Here is a 14,661-nt window from a genome sequence, read left to right on the forward strand (position 1 = left end):
AATGACGGTGCGGTCTTGCCCGGATCCTTCCCTTCCAGACTGGCCCACCGGACGGCCTCCGCAAACGGGGCGCGACTCGCTACGATGCGTCGCTTCAATCCGACCTCACCCACATGGGCCAACTGCGGCCACACCGCCACCGGCGGCTTGGGCGCCGGGCCGGCCGGCTGCCCGAGATCGTTCTGCGCGCCGGCATCTGGCCCTTCTCGGATGGACGCCCTGGAGTGCACCGGCGATGCCGGCGGCTTAGCTTCGCAGTGCGATCCCGTGTGCCGTCCGGCCGCGGGCGTCCACGCGGTCGAGAGGACACTCCATGGCAGTCGTGATGACCTTTTCCTGGCCCGAGATCACACCCGATGTGTACGACGCGGTGCGTCGGAAGGTGCGCTGGGAAGAGGATGCACCGGACGGGTGCGTGCTGCACACCGCCTGGTTCGTCGACGGCGGCCTCAACGTGATGGACATCTGGGAGTCGGAGGACCACTTCAACCGGTTCATCGAGGCCAGGATCGCCCCCGTCCTCAAGGGTGAACTGGGCGTCCAGAGCGACCCCGAGCCGAAGTTCCACCCCCTGCACCGGCGCTTCGTCGCCCCTGGCGTCAGCGGCGGCAGCTCCTGACGCGCGTCTTCCGCGCAAGGGGGCTGCATCAACTTCGTACGGAGACACGGATGGCGCCCCAGTCGGGCAGGCGCGCGTCCTTCCGGCCTGACGCTCGGTGACACCACGTCCCGCGGCCTGGGCCCACGAGGTCGGACCACTCCCCCGCCCCGACGCCACGCGACCTCCCGGGTTATCGGTCGGGCTGAGAGGACGTCTGGCGCCCTCCCAGGTGGCCCTTGGTCAAATACCACGTAGGCGCGCGAGATCGATCACCCAGGACCCCGTTTCCGGTCGCTTCAATTAGGCAATAGGTCATTTGCCCGAAATGCTCACCTCCAGCAGTCAACGTGGCGCTCGGTCGACGGCCCGGCGGGCGCGTGGCTGGTTCAACCGAGAACGGTGCGCGCGTCTCCCGCCGCCGGCCAGGCCGGGCGGGCGAGTACGGACTCGGGGCGCTTGAGGGCCGCTGTGGAAGTGCTCTCGCGGCTGTCTCGTACCGGCGAGGACTGCTTGCTGCCATGACACGCCGTGGACGACGCTGGGTGCTCGACCGGATCAGCGTGCACCCCAGCCCACCAGCCGTCCACACTCGAAGGGCGTCACCTCCGCCATGACGACCACGTCCGCACTGCAGCTACTGAACGACCAGCGCCAAGAAGACGCACCCGGGCTGGACCTCATCCTGCGACACCACGGCCTGCTCACCGTCGGGCAGTCAGTCGCAGAAGCCGCCTGGTGGTTCATCGCCATGGACCGCGCCTGCCAAATGCAACTCCTCGCCGAGTCCGCAGGCAACCCCCGCCACATGAGCCACGAACAAGCCGACGTAGCTCACCGGCAGTTCAGCAACGGCAACATGGCACGCCACAACTTCAAACTCCTCGCCGACCTCGTCTGCGAACAGGAACCCGACATCCTGCACTGAACCGAACGCACGAGCGCAGGCATCACCGTGCGGTCAAAGCGGCCGCCGATGTGAACGCGCTCAACGACGCGAGTCCGGCCGTCGGCGGCTCCGACCAGCGCGCCGCCATCTGGGACGCCACCGGGAAAGCCACTTCCTCCTGACGAGACGCCGGGCCGGGTGTCGAAGGGCTCCGGGGCGCTGACGGTCAACGACGCCGCTCAGATCCTCGGCCGCGTCTCCTACTGGGACGTTCCCCAGCGCGCGGTCATCTGGCGTTGGGGCGCCGGGCCTCCTCCGTGTTGACCAGCGTGCACACAAGGCCAGCCCGGTGCGGGACGTGGTGAGAATGCGCCGGCCTTCGAGGTGGGCCCAGGTCGAGGGACAGCTCGGGCGCGGGCTCCGTGTCCTGCGGAGTCCCGTTCGCGGTGGCCGTGATGGTCACCCTTCAGAGGTGAGGGCGCGCCACCCGTCTTCGAGGAGGTCGAAGGCGCGAGTGATGGCCTGGTGGGGATCGCCGTGGCCGCGGGCGGCGCGTGGGGCTTCGAGAGCGAAGTGAGCAAGGGCAGCGCACGTCGGGTCATCGTCGGCCTTGCCGCTCGCCTCGGCGATGGCCCGGGCCAGGGCATCGGTGTGGCGCAGCCACATGGCCTGCACGTAGTCGCGCAGGGCAGGGGTGCTGTCGACGAGGTCGGCGAAGGCGGTGAAGCGGGCGTCGCCGCCGGCTGCGGCGATGCGGTAACGCAGCGCGTGCTCACGCAGGGCCGCGGGAATGGACTGGCCCGCAGGGCGTTCGCGTACGGCGGCGAGCAGACGGGCCTCGTTTTCGGCGTCCTCGTCGAAGACGAGTGCCTCCTTGACCGGGAAGTGCTTGAACAGCGTGGTGGTGGACACGTCGGCCGCCTCCGCGATCTCGCGGATCCCCACGTCGTCGTATCCGCGCTCCAGGAACAGGCGGAGCGCGGCGTCGGCGATGGCCTGGCGGGTGGCGGCCTTCTTGCGCTCGCGGCGCCCCATCGGCGCGGGCGCAGCGCCGCTCCCGGTATCGGTGTCGGTCATGCCCAACATCCTATCCCTTCAGTGGCACAGCTTCAAAAGTTGAGCCGTTGCACTTATTGGGTTGGTGTGCTCTTCTGGAGCAGCGGCCTGAGACGCGCCCCGGCCCGACCCTCCTCGCTGCTCCCCTTCCGCCGGAAAAGAGCGAGCAGCCACGGCCGAGGCCGGCCCGCCACCCACCACGAACAGCACGATCACTCCAGCCGCATGAGCCGGCAGACCACCCACGCGCCGCCGTGCCGGGACATGAACGGAGCACCACCGTGAACACCACGCCCACCCCCCGCATCGCCATCATCGGCGCCGGCCCCGGCGGCCTGACCTGCGCGCGCATCCTGCAGCGGCACGGCATCGCCGCCACCGTCTACGACCACGAAACCGGACCTGAAGTCCGCGACCAGGGCGGCACCCTCGACCTGCACGAGGAAAACGGCCAGGTCGCCCTGCGCGAAGCCGGACTGCTGGAAGACTTCTTCCGCATCTCCCGCCCCGAGGGGCAGGAGATGCGTCAGATGGACCCGTCAGGCACGATCCTCATCCACCGCATCCCCGAAGAGGGGGAGCGTTTCAAGCCCGAGATCGACCGCGGCCGGCTGCGCGACCTCCTCCTCAACTCGCTCCAGCCCGGCACTGTGCACTGGGGCCACGCCCTGAAGACCGTCGACGGCCCCGCGGAAGGCCCCCGGCAACTGCATTTCTCCGACGGCACCACCGTCGAGGCCGATCTCGTCATCGGCGCCGACGGTGCCTGGTCCGAGGTCCGCCGCGCCATCTCCCCGGCCACCCCGCGGTACACCGGGGTCAGCTTCCTCGAAGCCTGGTTCCACGACGTCGACAACCGGCACCCCGACATCGCCGAACTCGTCGGCCCCGGCAGCGCCGCCGCAGCCGACGGCGAGCGCGGCCTGTTCGCCCAGCGCAACGGCGGCGACCACATCCGCGTCTACATCATCCAGCGCCTGCCCCACGACTGGATCACCGCGGCCGGCCTCACGAACCAGGACACCGACGCCATCCGCGCCCTCCTCATGGACCGCTTCCGCAACTGGTCGCCCCGCCTGCGGCGGCTGATCGCCGACAACGACGGCCTCTACGTCCACCGCCCCATCCACGCGCTGCCCGTCCCCCACACCTGGGAGCACGACCCCGCCATCACCCTGCTCGGCGACGCCGCGCACCTCATGCCCCCGCTCGGCGTCGGCGTCAATCTCGCCATGCTCGACGCCTGCGAACTCGCCCTCGCCCTCGCGAACCACGAGACCATCGACGGCGCCGTCCACGCCTACGAGAAGACCATGCTGCCCCGCTCCATCGACATGCAGCACCTGCTCGACGGCCGCGCCGAAGACCTGCTCTCCACCGATCTCCCCGACCTCGCCACCGACGACGACCAGTGAAGCTTCGCCCTCTTGAAGTTACGGGGAGCCCCCGGGGCAGGGCCCTACGGGTACTGCGGGAGCCCCCGGCCCTCCGCGGACCACGGCCCTTCCGCCTCGACCAGGGCGAGCAGCGGCCCCTGCGTGAGCGGGACGGTCACCTCGGCCGCCTCGGTCTCATTGACCAGCAGGTCCCGGTCGTCGAGGTCCGCGAGCGTGAGGGAAGCCTTCCACAGGGGCGAACCAGCCGGTGGTGCCCCGGGCGCCACTGCCGTCCTCACCCAGGTAACGGACGTCGCGGTCGGCGACCGGACCGGCGTGGTGCGACACATGGAGCAAGTGGACGGTCGTGCCCTGATGTACGGCCGGATCGGCCGGATCGGCCCAGCCGTACGGGGCCGATCCCCCCGTTCCGGTCCGTCCCCCACTCAGAGGTGGGAGAACCCCTGGTGCTGGAGGGCCCGGTCCAGGTACCAGAAGGCGCGGTTGATCGCATGCCGGGGGAAGGTGCTCGTGTACGGGACGGCCGGGAGCGGAACCGACTCGCACCCTTCCTCGGCCAGCACGAGCACCCGGTCGAATCCGTAATGGCCCTGGAACAGCCCGATCTCGTGGATCACGTTCTGGCGCGCCACGAGCTGACCGTCCCGCGTCGCGTCCTCGGCGGTCAGCACGCAGATCGCGAAACTGCACCGCTGCAGATAGTCGGTGAGGGCCTCGGTGACGGGCCGGCTGCCCCAGGAGTCCGATTCGAAGGAGTAGACAGGCAGTCCGAAACGCATCTCCACGAACGCCTTCACAGCGAGCCATTCGGGGCTGCGGCCATGGGCGATGAACACCCCCGCGGGCAGGGCTGCGGCCCGCCGGGCGGCGTCGTGGGAGCGGATGAAGTCCTTGGTGACGGAGGCGAGTCGGCCGTGTCCGTGGCTGCCGACGTACTGCAGCTTGTGCCGCGCCAGCGTCATCCCGAGCAGCGAACCGAGCTCCACCTGGAGCCGGTCGCTGGTCAGCACCGCCAGGAGACCGGCGGCGAACACGTCACCCGCCCCGGTCGCGTCCTCGATCTGGTCGTCGGCGAGAACGACCTGCGGGTAGAAGTCCTCCACCGCCTTGCGGTTCTCGCTGCGCCACACGTGGATCCCGGTACGCCTCTTGACGATGATCACACCGCGGGGGCCGGCGAGCCGCGGGAGCAGGCGCCCGGCCACCTCCTCGTCCGTATCGCTCTCGCTCAGCTGCCCGAACTCGTGGAACTCGCGGTGGTTGAGCAGGAGGTAGTCCGACAGGGCGCAGAGCCCGAGGATCTCCTCGGTGGGCTCGGTGCACCAGACGTGCCCGGGGTCGAAGCTGATCAGCGTGCCGGGGTTGGTCTCCTTGACCGCGCGCAGGACGGCGAGCAGCACGGCCGGCGTGCGCTCGTCGAGGAACGAGGTCACGTGCACGACCCGGGCGGTGGTCAGGTACGCCACGACCTCGTCGAAGGAACGCGCCAGGTGGTCGGCCATCGCAGTGTTGGCGCCGGCATGGGTGAGCAGGGTGCGGTCGCCGTCCTCGGTCAGCGAGAAGCAGATCCCGCACAGGTGCTCGTCGTCCCGGAACACGAACGGGTGGTCGATGCCGAGCGCCTCCAGCTGGTGGACGGCCGAGAGCCCGGGACCCGGTACGCGGCCGGCGACCCCGACGTACCCCAGGCGCAGGCCCAGCTGGAGCTGCGCGAGGACGTTCACCGCGTTGTAGGCGGAACCCCCGAGCGAGGTCTGCAGCGTGGACGTGTTGATCGCCTCAAGCGCCGCGAAGACGGTGGCTTCGTCCACCGCCGTCTCCGTGCCCCACTCGGGCACGGGTACCTCGCCGTCGAGCAGTTCGGCGATCTGCGCGGTGAGCGGGCGCTGGTCCTCCTGGCCTGCGGTGCTGTCGGCGTGGGTGATGTAGTCGAGGTTGAGTGCGCCGATCCCCACGACGTCCAGAGCGAAGTCGGCCCGCGGTCGGGGCGTCGGGTCAGCGGTCATGCGGGTGTCCTCCCCGGGCCAGGATTTCCTCCCGGACCAGCATGCGTTCCAGTTCCACGAAAGTGATGCTGATCCGGCCGGGCGGGAAGTCCATCCGGATCAGGCCTGCGTTGTTGGAGAACGCCTCGCACCCCTCCTCCGCCAGAATGGCGACCCTTCCGAAGCCGTAGTACCCCTGGAAGACACCGACCTGGTGAACGGTGCTCTCGCTCGCGCGCCTCTGGCCCGCCGCCATCACCCGGGTGGCGGACAGGACGCAGATCGCGAAGGCGCAGCGGCCCAGCTGCTCCCGCATCAGCTGCGGACTGGGCGCGTCGTTGCCGCGCGGGTGGCTCAGGGTGTGCACCCGCAGCCGGCAGTCGTCTTCGAGGAAGGTGCGCAGCGCGTCCCACTCGGCGTCCTCGTCGTGGGCGACGAGGACGGCTCCGGGACGGGTGCCGGGCCGGCTCGGCGCCTCGGCCGACTGGAGGAAGCCCTCACCTCCCAGCACCGGCAATGTGGCCGTGGCCGCACCCGTATGGGCTGCCTGTACGGCCCGCAGTCGTGACAGGCTCAGCCCGAGGAACGCTCCGAGTTCGACGTGGAGCCGGGCCGAGGCGAGTGCCGCGATGACCGCGGCGGAGAAGACGTCACCGGCCCCGGTGGCATCCTCGATGGCCGTTTCCCGGACCGGGCGCCGCAGCTGGAACCGCTCGGCGTGGGCCACCCCCGCCTGTCCGGCTCGGAACACCTCCACGCTGTCGTACCGCTTGGTGACGAACACGGCGCAGCTCGGCCGGCACCGGGCCAGCACCCGCTGGGAGAGCACGTGGTCCGATTCGCCGAGCGCGTACTCGCCCAGTGCCTTGAACTCCCGGTGGTTGACGAAGAGGAAGTCGCTGAGCATCAGGATGCCGTCCACCGCCTCGCTGCGGCTTTCGGCCCAGGCGAACCCCGGGTCGAAGCTCACGAACAGGGCCGGGTTGAGGCGGCGGGCCCGCTTCAGCACGTCGAGCAGAACCTGCGGGGTGCGCTCGTCGAGGAACGAGGTCACATGCACGATCCGCGCCTGCGCCAGGTACCGCACGATCTGGTCGCCGTGCTGCTCCAGGTGCTCGGCCATGAGGAAGTTCGCGCCGGGATGGGTGAGCATCACCCGCTCGACGTCCTCCAGGTACGAGAGACAGGCACCCGCGAGGCGCTGCGGCTTGCGCGCCACCCATCGCCGGTCGATGCCGAGCAGGTCCATCTGTCGTACGAAGGACAGCCCCGGTGTCTCGATACGTCCCGCCACCCCCACGTATCCCAACGACAGGCCCAGTCGCATCTGGGCGAGCGTGAAGATCGTCAACCAGGCGGAGCCGCCCAGCGAGGCGTCCAGTGAAGAGGTACCGAGCCGGCCGATCGCCTTCGAGATCGCGATTTCGTCGACGGGTCCCTCGGTGTTCCACTCGAAACGCGCGGTGGACTCGGTGACTTGCCCGGCGATGCGTGCCGACAACCGTGAGGCACTCGCTATGTAGTCCACGTTCAGCGCCCCGACACCGACGATCTCAGGACCGTGCGGCGGACCGTCCAGTCCGTCGTCGGCATGCCGCGCAGCGTCCATGGCGTCCCCCAAGCCAGGCCAGACCACTGGATCCGTGGCCCTGCCATACCCCGTTCGCCCCGACTTCTCACCCCTGGCGCGGAGAAAACCTGTCGGGGGTCTCGGAGGTCTGGCCGACGTGCCGTGTCGCAGCACCAGCACCGCGTCCAACACGCCCCGGCTGCGCCACAACGCGGTGAACCCCACCCCCTGGCCACGCTCGGGGGTGCCGAGCTGCGCACCACGCGGGCCGAGGTCCCACGCCTCAGCAACGGGCCGCTGACGGGCCGCCCCGGCGGGGCCGGGCGTCGACGTAAGCGGAACGTCAGCGGAACGCCAGGGGTGGCGGTCAGGCTGGGGCCCGCACCGCCACCCGTACTCGCACAGGAGTGACATGTCCCGCACCACCCCCCACGCCGCCGGCGTCCCCTCCCCCCGGCGGTCCCGCCGGCTGGCCAGTCTCGTGACGGCCTGCGTCGCCCTGGGGGCCGCCCTGCTCGCGCCGGGGACCGCAGGGGCGGCCGGGTCGACCAACGAGGACGCCTACCGCAACATCGGGCAGGCGGACCGGGCGGAATGGATGTGGGGCATCGCGAGCGACACCCTGCTCTCGAACATGTCCATCCCCGGCACCCACGACACTCTCTCCATCCACGGCGGGGTCATGGTGGAGACGCAGGAGGACTGGGGCGACAGCGCGAACACGCTCGCAGCGCAGCTGGACCGGGGCATCCGGGCGATCGACATCCGGGTCCGCGTCACCGAGAACAAGTACTTCACGGTGCACCACGCCAAGTACTACCAGCAGGCCAACTTCGACGACGTCCTGAGCAAGGCGCAGTCGTTCCTCCGCCAGCACCCCACCGAGGCGATCGTGATGCGCCTGCGGGCCGAGTGCCCGCGCGGCGGAGGGAGCATCACCGACTGCTCGAACGACCCGGACTCGGTGAGCTCGACGCGGATCCGGGAGATCTTCACCGACTACCGGAACAAGTACTCCGGCCTCTTCTACGACGCCGGTTCCGCGGGCACCGGGCAGGCGGACGTCCCCAAGCTGGGCGCGGTCCGCGGCAAGGTGGTCCTGGGCAGCTTCGACAACGTCGACGCGGACGGCAGCTACGGGATCAAGGGCTTCAACAACCACAAGGAAGACACCTGGAACGAGGCTGTCATCAGTGACAAGTGGGGCTTGGTCAAGAGCAACATCGACAAGGCGATGGCCGGCAGCGCCGCCGACACCTACCTGACCTACGCGTCCGCTTCCACCGCCCCCCTCATCAACCCGTACGAGGTCGCCGGTGGCGCCCCGTACCTGCCCGGCGTCAACTACCACCTGATGAAGTACCTCAACAGCAGCTCCGGCCGCGTCGGCATCGTGATGGCGGACTTCCCCGGCTGGGGCCTGGTGAACGCGATCATCGACCACAACGCCAACAACATGGTCAAGGGCGGCCACCGGTCGATCTGGCTGGTCAACCCCGACAAGACGTACGCGAACAGCCTGCACCAGGGCCGCTGCATGGTCCGCGGTCCGGAGTTCGACGCCTCCAAGGAGGGCGGCCTGGTCACCCAGCGCCCGTGCCAGTCGAGCCCGCCGAGCAGCCACCAGTGGACGGCCACGAAGCCGGACACGTTCGACGGCAAGGGCTACTTCTGGATCAAGGCGAGCAACGGCAAGTGCCTGACCATGCCCTACAACAACGGCGTCGCGCCGGCCGCCGGCACCCAGCTGTTCTGGTGGCCCTGTGAGACCCGCTGGTTCTCGGGCAGCCAGATGTGGAACGTCATGCCGACCAAGCTCGCCACCGCGACCGGATCCCGTCCGGCGTACTACTTCATCAACAACTGGACGGGCCTGTGCCTGTCGATGGACCCGGCCACCGCCTCCACGGCGGGCGGCAAGGTGACCCACGACACCTGCCCCAGGTAACACCCGCCTGCGACTCCGCGACCGTCCGGGACGAGTACGCCTCGTCCCGGACGGTCCGCGTCGTCGCCAGACGCTCGCCGCCCGGCCGTCAGGGTGGAGGCGCCATTCGACCTCGAGGACGACGTGCCGGTGCACCTCGGTGCGGTCGTACGCGTAGCCGGCGAGCGGGCCGCTGACGGAGTCGGGCATTCCGTGCACGGCGGCCGACTTCGCCCAGGGGCCTGGGGTGGTCGTTCCCGCTGGTGAGGGGGCTGTTAGCGTCTTCCGGAAACTCGGGGCGGGGTGGGGATCCGCCATTCCGCGGACGCCGTCGCGCCTTCGCCGTCGTGTACGGAGCCCCGGTCGGTACGGATCCACTGGGGGTAGCGCCATGTCCGGTTCGCAGATCACTCGAGGGGTGCTGGCAGGCTCCGTGGCCTTCGGCGTGGCGGCCGCCGCCGGGCCGCTGGCCATCCCGGCGGAGGCGGCTCCGCCCCACCCTGCCACCACCGCTGCGACGTCCACCGCGTCACCTTCGTCCGGCCTGTCACCTTCGCCCGCCGCTTCCGCGCAGGTCCGGATCGCGCCCCGGGGCAAGCTCCTGGGTGTCGGCGCCCGCGGTTTCTCCTGGACCGACATGCAGGCCGAGCGGATCCGGTGGACCGCCTACGACGACGGCCGGACCGTAGACCTCGGCTCCTCGCGGCTGGTGCCGGGGAGCCTCTTCGAGTGGGACGCGGACTCCTCCGACCTCGTCGCCCGGGTGGAGTACGACGAAAACTGGGTCCTCCAGGCGGTCACGCTGTTCGACCCCGTCGCCGGTACCTCGCAGGCCATCGGCCTCGCCGGGCTGGAGTACGTGGGCACGTACGGCGGGGCCGTCCTCGGGAGGAAGCCCTTGGCCGCGGGCGGAGCGGAGTTCCGCCTGGTCGGGATGCGCGACGGGGTGCGCGCCGAGCGGACGATAGACGGGCTGTCCTCGGCGAAGAGCTGGGTCGTCACCGGCTCCGCGCCGGGCCTGCTGACGATGGAACAGGACCTGGGCCGCGGCGTCCAGGGTGGGACGGCGGTGGTGGTGGACCTGGCGAAGGCAGCGGTCGTCACCCGGCAGCCCGTCCCTGGCACCGGCTTCTCCGACCGCGCCGCCGCGGTGTCCGCCACGCACACCGCGCGCCTGACCTCCCCCGGCGGTTCCGAGTCCGCCGCCCTGACCGTGCTGGACCGGGCCACCGGGGCCTCCCGGCAGATTCCGCTGGCGGCGCAGTCCAAGCCCGTCGTGGCCCTGCTCGGCACCACCGCGGTCTACGGCACCTCGGGCGAAGCCCATTCCTCCTGGGAGGCCCCCATGGCCGCCCTCAAGGCCGTACCGGTCGCCGGCGGCACCCCGCGCACACTCCTCGACCACGCCAGCCAGGTGTTGCCGGCCCCGGACGGCTCTCTCATCGTGCGGGGCGGCACGCTGGCGCAGGGCCAGGGCCTGTTCCGCATCACACTCGTCTCCGGAAGCCCCGTGGTGAAGAAGATCGCCACCACCGGCGAACCGACCCAGGTCGTGCTCCTGGGCACGGAAGCACCCGCGGTGGCCGAACCGGACAAGGGCCCGTGGCGCATCCGCTGGAACCTCAGCCGCCGCAACGTCCGGCCGCACCTGACCATCACCCACAAGGCGACGGGCATGGAGGCATCCGGCTACGTTCCCCCGCCCCGCGACGACGCCGGCTGGATCGAGCACCAGTGGAGCGGCTGGCTCAACATGAGCAACGTCGAGGCGCCCAACGGGGCGTACACGTGGGCAGTGAGCTTCGAGCCCGTCAACGGCATCGGCCCCACCGTCAAAGCCACCGGCGCCTTCACCCTCAAGCGGACCGCCCCCGCCTCCGGCCACGACTTCAACGACAACGGCACCACGGACGTCCTGACACGCGACACGGACGGCGGCCTGTGGCGCACGGACACATTCGGCTACCGGTCCCGCGGCACCGCCCACGTCACCTCGGGCGACATGGCCCGCGTCGGCGGCGGCTGGAACGCCTACGACGAACTCGTCGCCGCCGGGAACCTCGGCGGCCACACAGTGGGCGACCTGCTCGCCCGTGACCGCGTGGGAACGCTCTGGCTGTACGCGGGCAAGGGAGCCGCCGGCACCTTCGCACCCCGCACCAAGGTCGGCAGCGGCTGGAACACCTACACCGCACTCACCGGCGGCTCCGACTTCACCGGCGACGGCCGCGCCGACCTGCTCGCCCGCGACCGATCCGGCGTCCTGTGGCTGTACAAGGGCACGGGCAGCCTCACCAAGCCGTACACGACCCGCGCCCGCGTGGGCGGCGGCTGGAACGGCTACGACCGGATCACCGCCGCCGGCAACATCGCCGGCGGCCCGGCCGGCGATCTCGTCGCCCGCGACGGCTCCGGAACCCTGTGGCTCTACACCGGCAAGGGCAACGGCACCTTCACCGCCCGGACCCGCATCGGCACGGGCTGGAAGGCGTACACGGCCCTCGTCGCCGCGGGCGACTACAACAAGGACGGCTGGTCGGACACCCTGGCCTTCGGAGGCGGCCAGACCTACGTCTACTGGGGCACCGGCAACTGGCGCGCCCCCTTCTCGGCGCGCGCCCTGGCCCCCGGCTTCGGCTACGACACGACCGGCAAGATCACCTGAACCCGCCCGCCCCTTCACTGCCCGCTGCCTCCCGGTCCGGCCCCGCACGCACACGGGGCCGGACCGGGGCCAGGCAACGATCCCGGCGCCCGGCGCTGACGCTCATGCCTCCTCACAGGTGGTGTCGAGCACCCGGCGGTCCCCGGTGCACCCCTGCGCAGCAACAGCCGCCCATCACGGACCCACAGCATCGCGCACACTCCTGGCCTGCTTGGCGGCCACGGTGGAGGGATGCCCCATCGGGCACCACCCCGGAAGTCAACTCCCTGCCGGTCACGGCCGGTTACCCTGGATTGCCATGAGGCTCAAGCCCGGGGAGGAGCGGCCGACCGCCGCCACCGACCGTGCCACCCGCCCGGCCACCCGCACGCCCGCCCAGGGGTACGCCCCGCACGCCGCCCTGCTCGCGCTCCAGCGCACGGCCGGCAACGCGGCCACCACCGCCGTCCTCACCGTCCAGCGCGACCCGCCGCGGAACCCGCGCACGCCTGACCCGGAGCCGGTCACCGACCCGGAGGCACTTGCCCAGGTCGACGGCCTGCCGCCGCACGTCGTGCACGGCGGTCACGGCGGAAAGCCGGTGAGGCCGGCCGAGCGGGGGCACTTCCTGCGCGCCGGCCTCGAATGGTTCGGCACCCTGGACGCCCTGCTGAACCACTTCCGTGCGATCGAGCCGTGCCCCGTACCCGGCAGCCCCCTGATGCACCGCGACGCCGGTGCCCGGCTGCAGGCGGTCCAAGCGGCCCTGCAGGGACCGATGCCCTCCTCCGGCACCGCCTTCGCGTTCCGCGAACACTTCGGCCCCCGCAGCCACTTCACCGGCATGTCCATGCACGCCCTCGGCTACGCCATCGACTACGACGCCACCCTCATGCCGCGCATCGGACACATCGAGACCGCCGCCCTCATCGAGGCCGTCACCGGCCGCGGGAGCCACGCCGAACTCGGCGAGTACACCCGGCGCCGCGCCCTGATCCGCACGATGGGGGACGCCACCGCGCGCAGCGAGACGGCTCCGGGCGAGGGCGGGGAGGCGGCGCCCGCCCCCGCGCCACCGTCCCCCGAGGCGCTGTTGTTCTTCAACGCCCTACGCACCGAATCGGCCCGCCTCGCCGACACCTCGGCCCTCTTCCAAGCCTCGCTCGGCCCCCACCGGGACGCCTTCCTGGATCTGCGCACCCGCTACTTCGAGGCCACCACCGACGCCGAACGCGCCGCAGCACTCGCCCGGGTGCCCGAGCTGATCCAGCCCTGGACCGCCGCGATCACCGCCGCGGAACAGCACGTCACGTCCGCGGCGACGGCGGCGCACCTCGATCCGGCGGACCTCCCGACCCAGCGCGCCCTGGGTGCCCAACTGGCCCGCCTGGCCGACATCAAGACCGGTGCCGTCCGGGCCCGCCAGGCCGTACGGCGCGCCGAGCCCGCGGCCACGAGCGCGCCGGTGCGCCGGCTGGCCCGGTGGGAGGCCGATCTGCGGCTGGCTCCCGCGGCCGGTGCGGCGTACGTCGATCGGCTGGACGCCGTGATCCGGGCGGCGAACGGGACCCATGCGCTGCTGTCGCCGCTCTCGGGTGCGCGGGAACGCGCGGCAGCGCTGAGCAGCCTGCGCGGCCTGCTGGCCCAGCACGGCTTCCTGTTCGGCGAGCGCCGGGCGGGGACCCGCGGGGGCCGTCCCACCACCACTCTGGTGCCGAACGCGCCGTCCATGGCCCAGCTCGTCGAGCACGGCTTCTACAACCCCCGCCCCCGCGCCGCCGGTTCCGAGCACTTCGACGTGGAGTTCCTGATGGAGCTGGCCCGGCACGGCTTCGACGGCGGCGTGGCCTGGGGTGGGGAGAGCACCGACTCGATGCACATGGAACTGGTCGTCGGCCGCCCCGCCCCGCCACCGGCTCCACCGGCCCTCCCCTAGGTGCATTGGTCACGAGCGTCGTTCACAGGGCCCCAAACCGGCACATCGCCACCAGGGCCGAGCATCATCCATGGCCAGGGCGTACTTGCAATCGCTGCGGCAGGGGCCACCTCCGCTGCATGACGGTCCGACAGGCCGAGCAGAAGCCTCACCTCAGCACGCATACGGTGGCCGACCGGGCAGGCGAGAGACCGGGGCGGCCATCGCGTCCCACCGCTGCTGTGAAGGCGGCGCGTACCGTCCGCTCGGGTACCGGGAGGTCCTCGTCGAGCGGGATACGTCGGCCAGGCCGGCACATGGCACGGGTCCCGGTTCGGGGAACCGCGAAGGGGCCGGTACCCGTACGGGTACCGGCCCCTCGTGGGCCTTCGGCCGGGTCAGCGGGGACCGCCGCGGGCTACGCGGTGGTCACGCCTCGGCCGGTCAGACGTCCAGCTCGTTGCCCTGCGAGTCCCACGCCTGTAGCGGTTCGGCCCACGGCGGGCAGAGGACGATGCCCTCGGCCGTGTAGTCGATGCTCCCGAGGTGCTCCTCGTCGTCATGGGCCGGCCATTCCACGACGATGTAGTCGCGCGGAGGGATGTCGATCTCCATGGCGGCGGGCTCGAACATCACGTTGAGCGGCTGGTCGCCGCCGTTCCTGAGGGTGATTTTCACCG

General features: G+C 71.0%; 11 protein-coding genes. 6 read left to right on the forward strand and 5 right to left on the reverse strand.

Annotation, left to right across the window (positions count from 1 at the left end):
* Window positions 1-313: 313 nt before the first annotated feature.
* Window positions 314-619: a hypothetical protein gene (locus OG764_RS01765; protein WP_328966568.1), complete on the forward strand. Its 306-nt coding sequence runs from the start codon at window positions 314-316 to the stop codon at window positions 617-619.
* A gap of 592 nt (window positions 620-1,211) precedes the next feature.
* The gene (locus OG764_RS01770; RefSeq protein ID WP_328966569.1) at window positions 1,212-1,526 is read left to right on the forward strand and encodes a class II aldolase/adducin family protein; all 315 of its coding nucleotides are present in this window, start codon (window positions 1,212-1,214) and stop codon (window positions 1,524-1,526) included.
* 420 nt (window positions 1,527-1,946) lie between these two features.
* On the opposite strand, the gene OG764_RS01775 is transcribed toward OG764_RS01770, so the two are convergent.
* Window positions 1,947-2,564 carry a TetR/AcrR family transcriptional regulator gene (locus tag OG764_RS01775; RefSeq protein ID WP_328966570.1) on the reverse strand — a complete coding sequence of 206 codons (618 nt, stop codon included), beginning with the start codon at window positions 2,562-2,564 and terminating at the stop codon, window positions 1,947-1,949.
* Window positions 2,565-2,824: 260 nt separating this feature from the next.
* Here OG764_RS01775 and OG764_RS01780 point away from each other — a divergent pair, with 260 nt between their 5' ends.
* Entirely contained in the window at window positions 2,825-3,958 is a 1,134-nt protein-coding gene (locus OG764_RS01780) for an FAD-dependent oxidoreductase (protein WP_328966571.1), read from the forward strand.
* A 44-nt stretch (window positions 3,959-4,002) separates the two neighbouring features.
* Here OG764_RS01780 and OG764_RS01785 read toward each other — a convergent pair whose 3' ends face one another.
* From OG764_RS01785 to OG764_RS01795, 3 genes are all read right to left on the reverse strand, one after another.
* Window positions 4,003-4,218: a hypothetical protein gene (locus OG764_RS01785; protein ID WP_328966572.1), complete on the reverse strand. Its 216-nt coding sequence runs from the start codon at window positions 4,216-4,218 to the stop codon at window positions 4,003-4,005.
* A gap of 147 nt (window positions 4,219-4,365) precedes the next feature.
* Window positions 4,366-5,946, reverse strand: coding sequence for a PfkB family carbohydrate kinase (locus OG764_RS01790; protein WP_328966573.1), 1,581 nt, complete (start codon window positions 5,944-5,946; stop codon window positions 4,366-4,368).
* Window positions 5,936-7,534, reverse strand: coding sequence for a carbohydrate kinase family protein (locus OG764_RS01795; RefSeq protein WP_328966574.1), 1,599 nt, complete (start codon window positions 7,532-7,534; stop codon window positions 5,936-5,938). The genes OG764_RS01790 and OG764_RS01795 overlap by 11 nt, the downstream gene beginning before the upstream one ends.
* Before the next feature lie 373 nt (window positions 7,535-7,907).
* On the opposite strand from OG764_RS01795, the gene OG764_RS01800 reads away from it, so the two are divergent.
* The 3 genes from OG764_RS01800 to OG764_RS01810 all read left to right on the forward strand — a co-directional run bounded on the left by OG764_RS01800 (window position 7,908) and on the right by OG764_RS01810 (window position 14,002).
* Entirely contained in the window at window positions 7,908-9,443 is a 1,536-nt protein-coding gene (locus OG764_RS01800; protein ID WP_328966575.1) for a phosphatidylinositol-specific phospholipase C domain-containing protein, read from the forward strand.
* Between the two features lie 370 nt (window positions 9,444-9,813).
* Window positions 9,814-12,087: a VCBS repeat-containing protein gene (locus OG764_RS01805; protein WP_328966576.1), complete on the forward strand. Its 2,274-nt coding sequence runs from the start codon at window positions 9,814-9,816 to the stop codon at window positions 12,085-12,087.
* 298 nt (window positions 12,088-12,385) lie between these two features.
* Entirely contained in the window at window positions 12,386-14,002 is a 1,617-nt protein-coding gene (locus tag OG764_RS01810) for a hypothetical protein (RefSeq protein ID WP_328966577.1), read from the forward strand.
* Between the two features lie 423 nt (window positions 14,003-14,425).
* Here OG764_RS01810 and OG764_RS01815 read toward each other — a convergent pair whose 3' ends face one another.
* Complete coding sequence (locus OG764_RS01815; protein ID WP_328966578.1) at window positions 14,426-14,659, reverse strand: hypothetical protein; 234 nt, start codon at window positions 14,657-14,659, stop codon at window positions 14,426-14,428.
* Window positions 14,660-14,661 lie beyond the last annotated feature (2 nt).

Source organism: Streptomyces sp. NBC_00239 (assembly GCF_036194065.1).
GTDB lineage: Bacteria > Actinomycetota > Actinomycetes > Streptomycetales > Streptomycetaceae > Streptomyces.

Bases quoted from the DNA above. Each gene is read 5' to 3' on its own strand.
- OG764_RS01790 (WP_328966573.1), bottom strand. From the start codon at position 5,946: ATGACCGCTGACCCGACGCCCCGACCGCGGGCCGACTTCGCTCTGGAC.
- OG764_RS01800 (WP_328966575.1), top strand. From the start codon at position 7,908: ATGTCCCGCACCACCCCCCACGCCGCCGGCGTCCCCTCCCCCCGGCGG.
- OG764_RS01775 (WP_328966570.1), bottom strand. From the start codon at position 2,564: ATGACCGACACCGATACCGGGAGCGGCGCTGCGCCCGCGCCGATGGGG.
- OG764_RS01770 (WP_328966569.1), top strand. From the start codon at position 1,212: ATGACGACCACGTCCGCACTGCAGCTACTGAACGACCAGCGCCAAGAA.
- OG764_RS01765 (WP_328966568.1), top strand. From the start codon at position 314: ATGGCAGTCGTGATGACCTTTTCCTGGCCCGAGATCACACCCGATGTG.
- OG764_RS01810 (WP_328966577.1), top strand. From the start codon at position 12,386: ATGAGGCTCAAGCCCGGGGAGGAGCGGCCGACCGCCGCCACCGACCGT.
- OG764_RS01795 (WP_328966574.1), bottom strand. From the start codon at position 7,534: ATGGACGCTGCGCGGCATGCCGACGACGGACTGGACGGTCCGCCGCAC.
- OG764_RS01805 (WP_328966576.1), top strand. From the start codon at position 9,814: ATGTCCGGTTCGCAGATCACTCGAGGGGTGCTGGCAGGCTCCGTGGCC.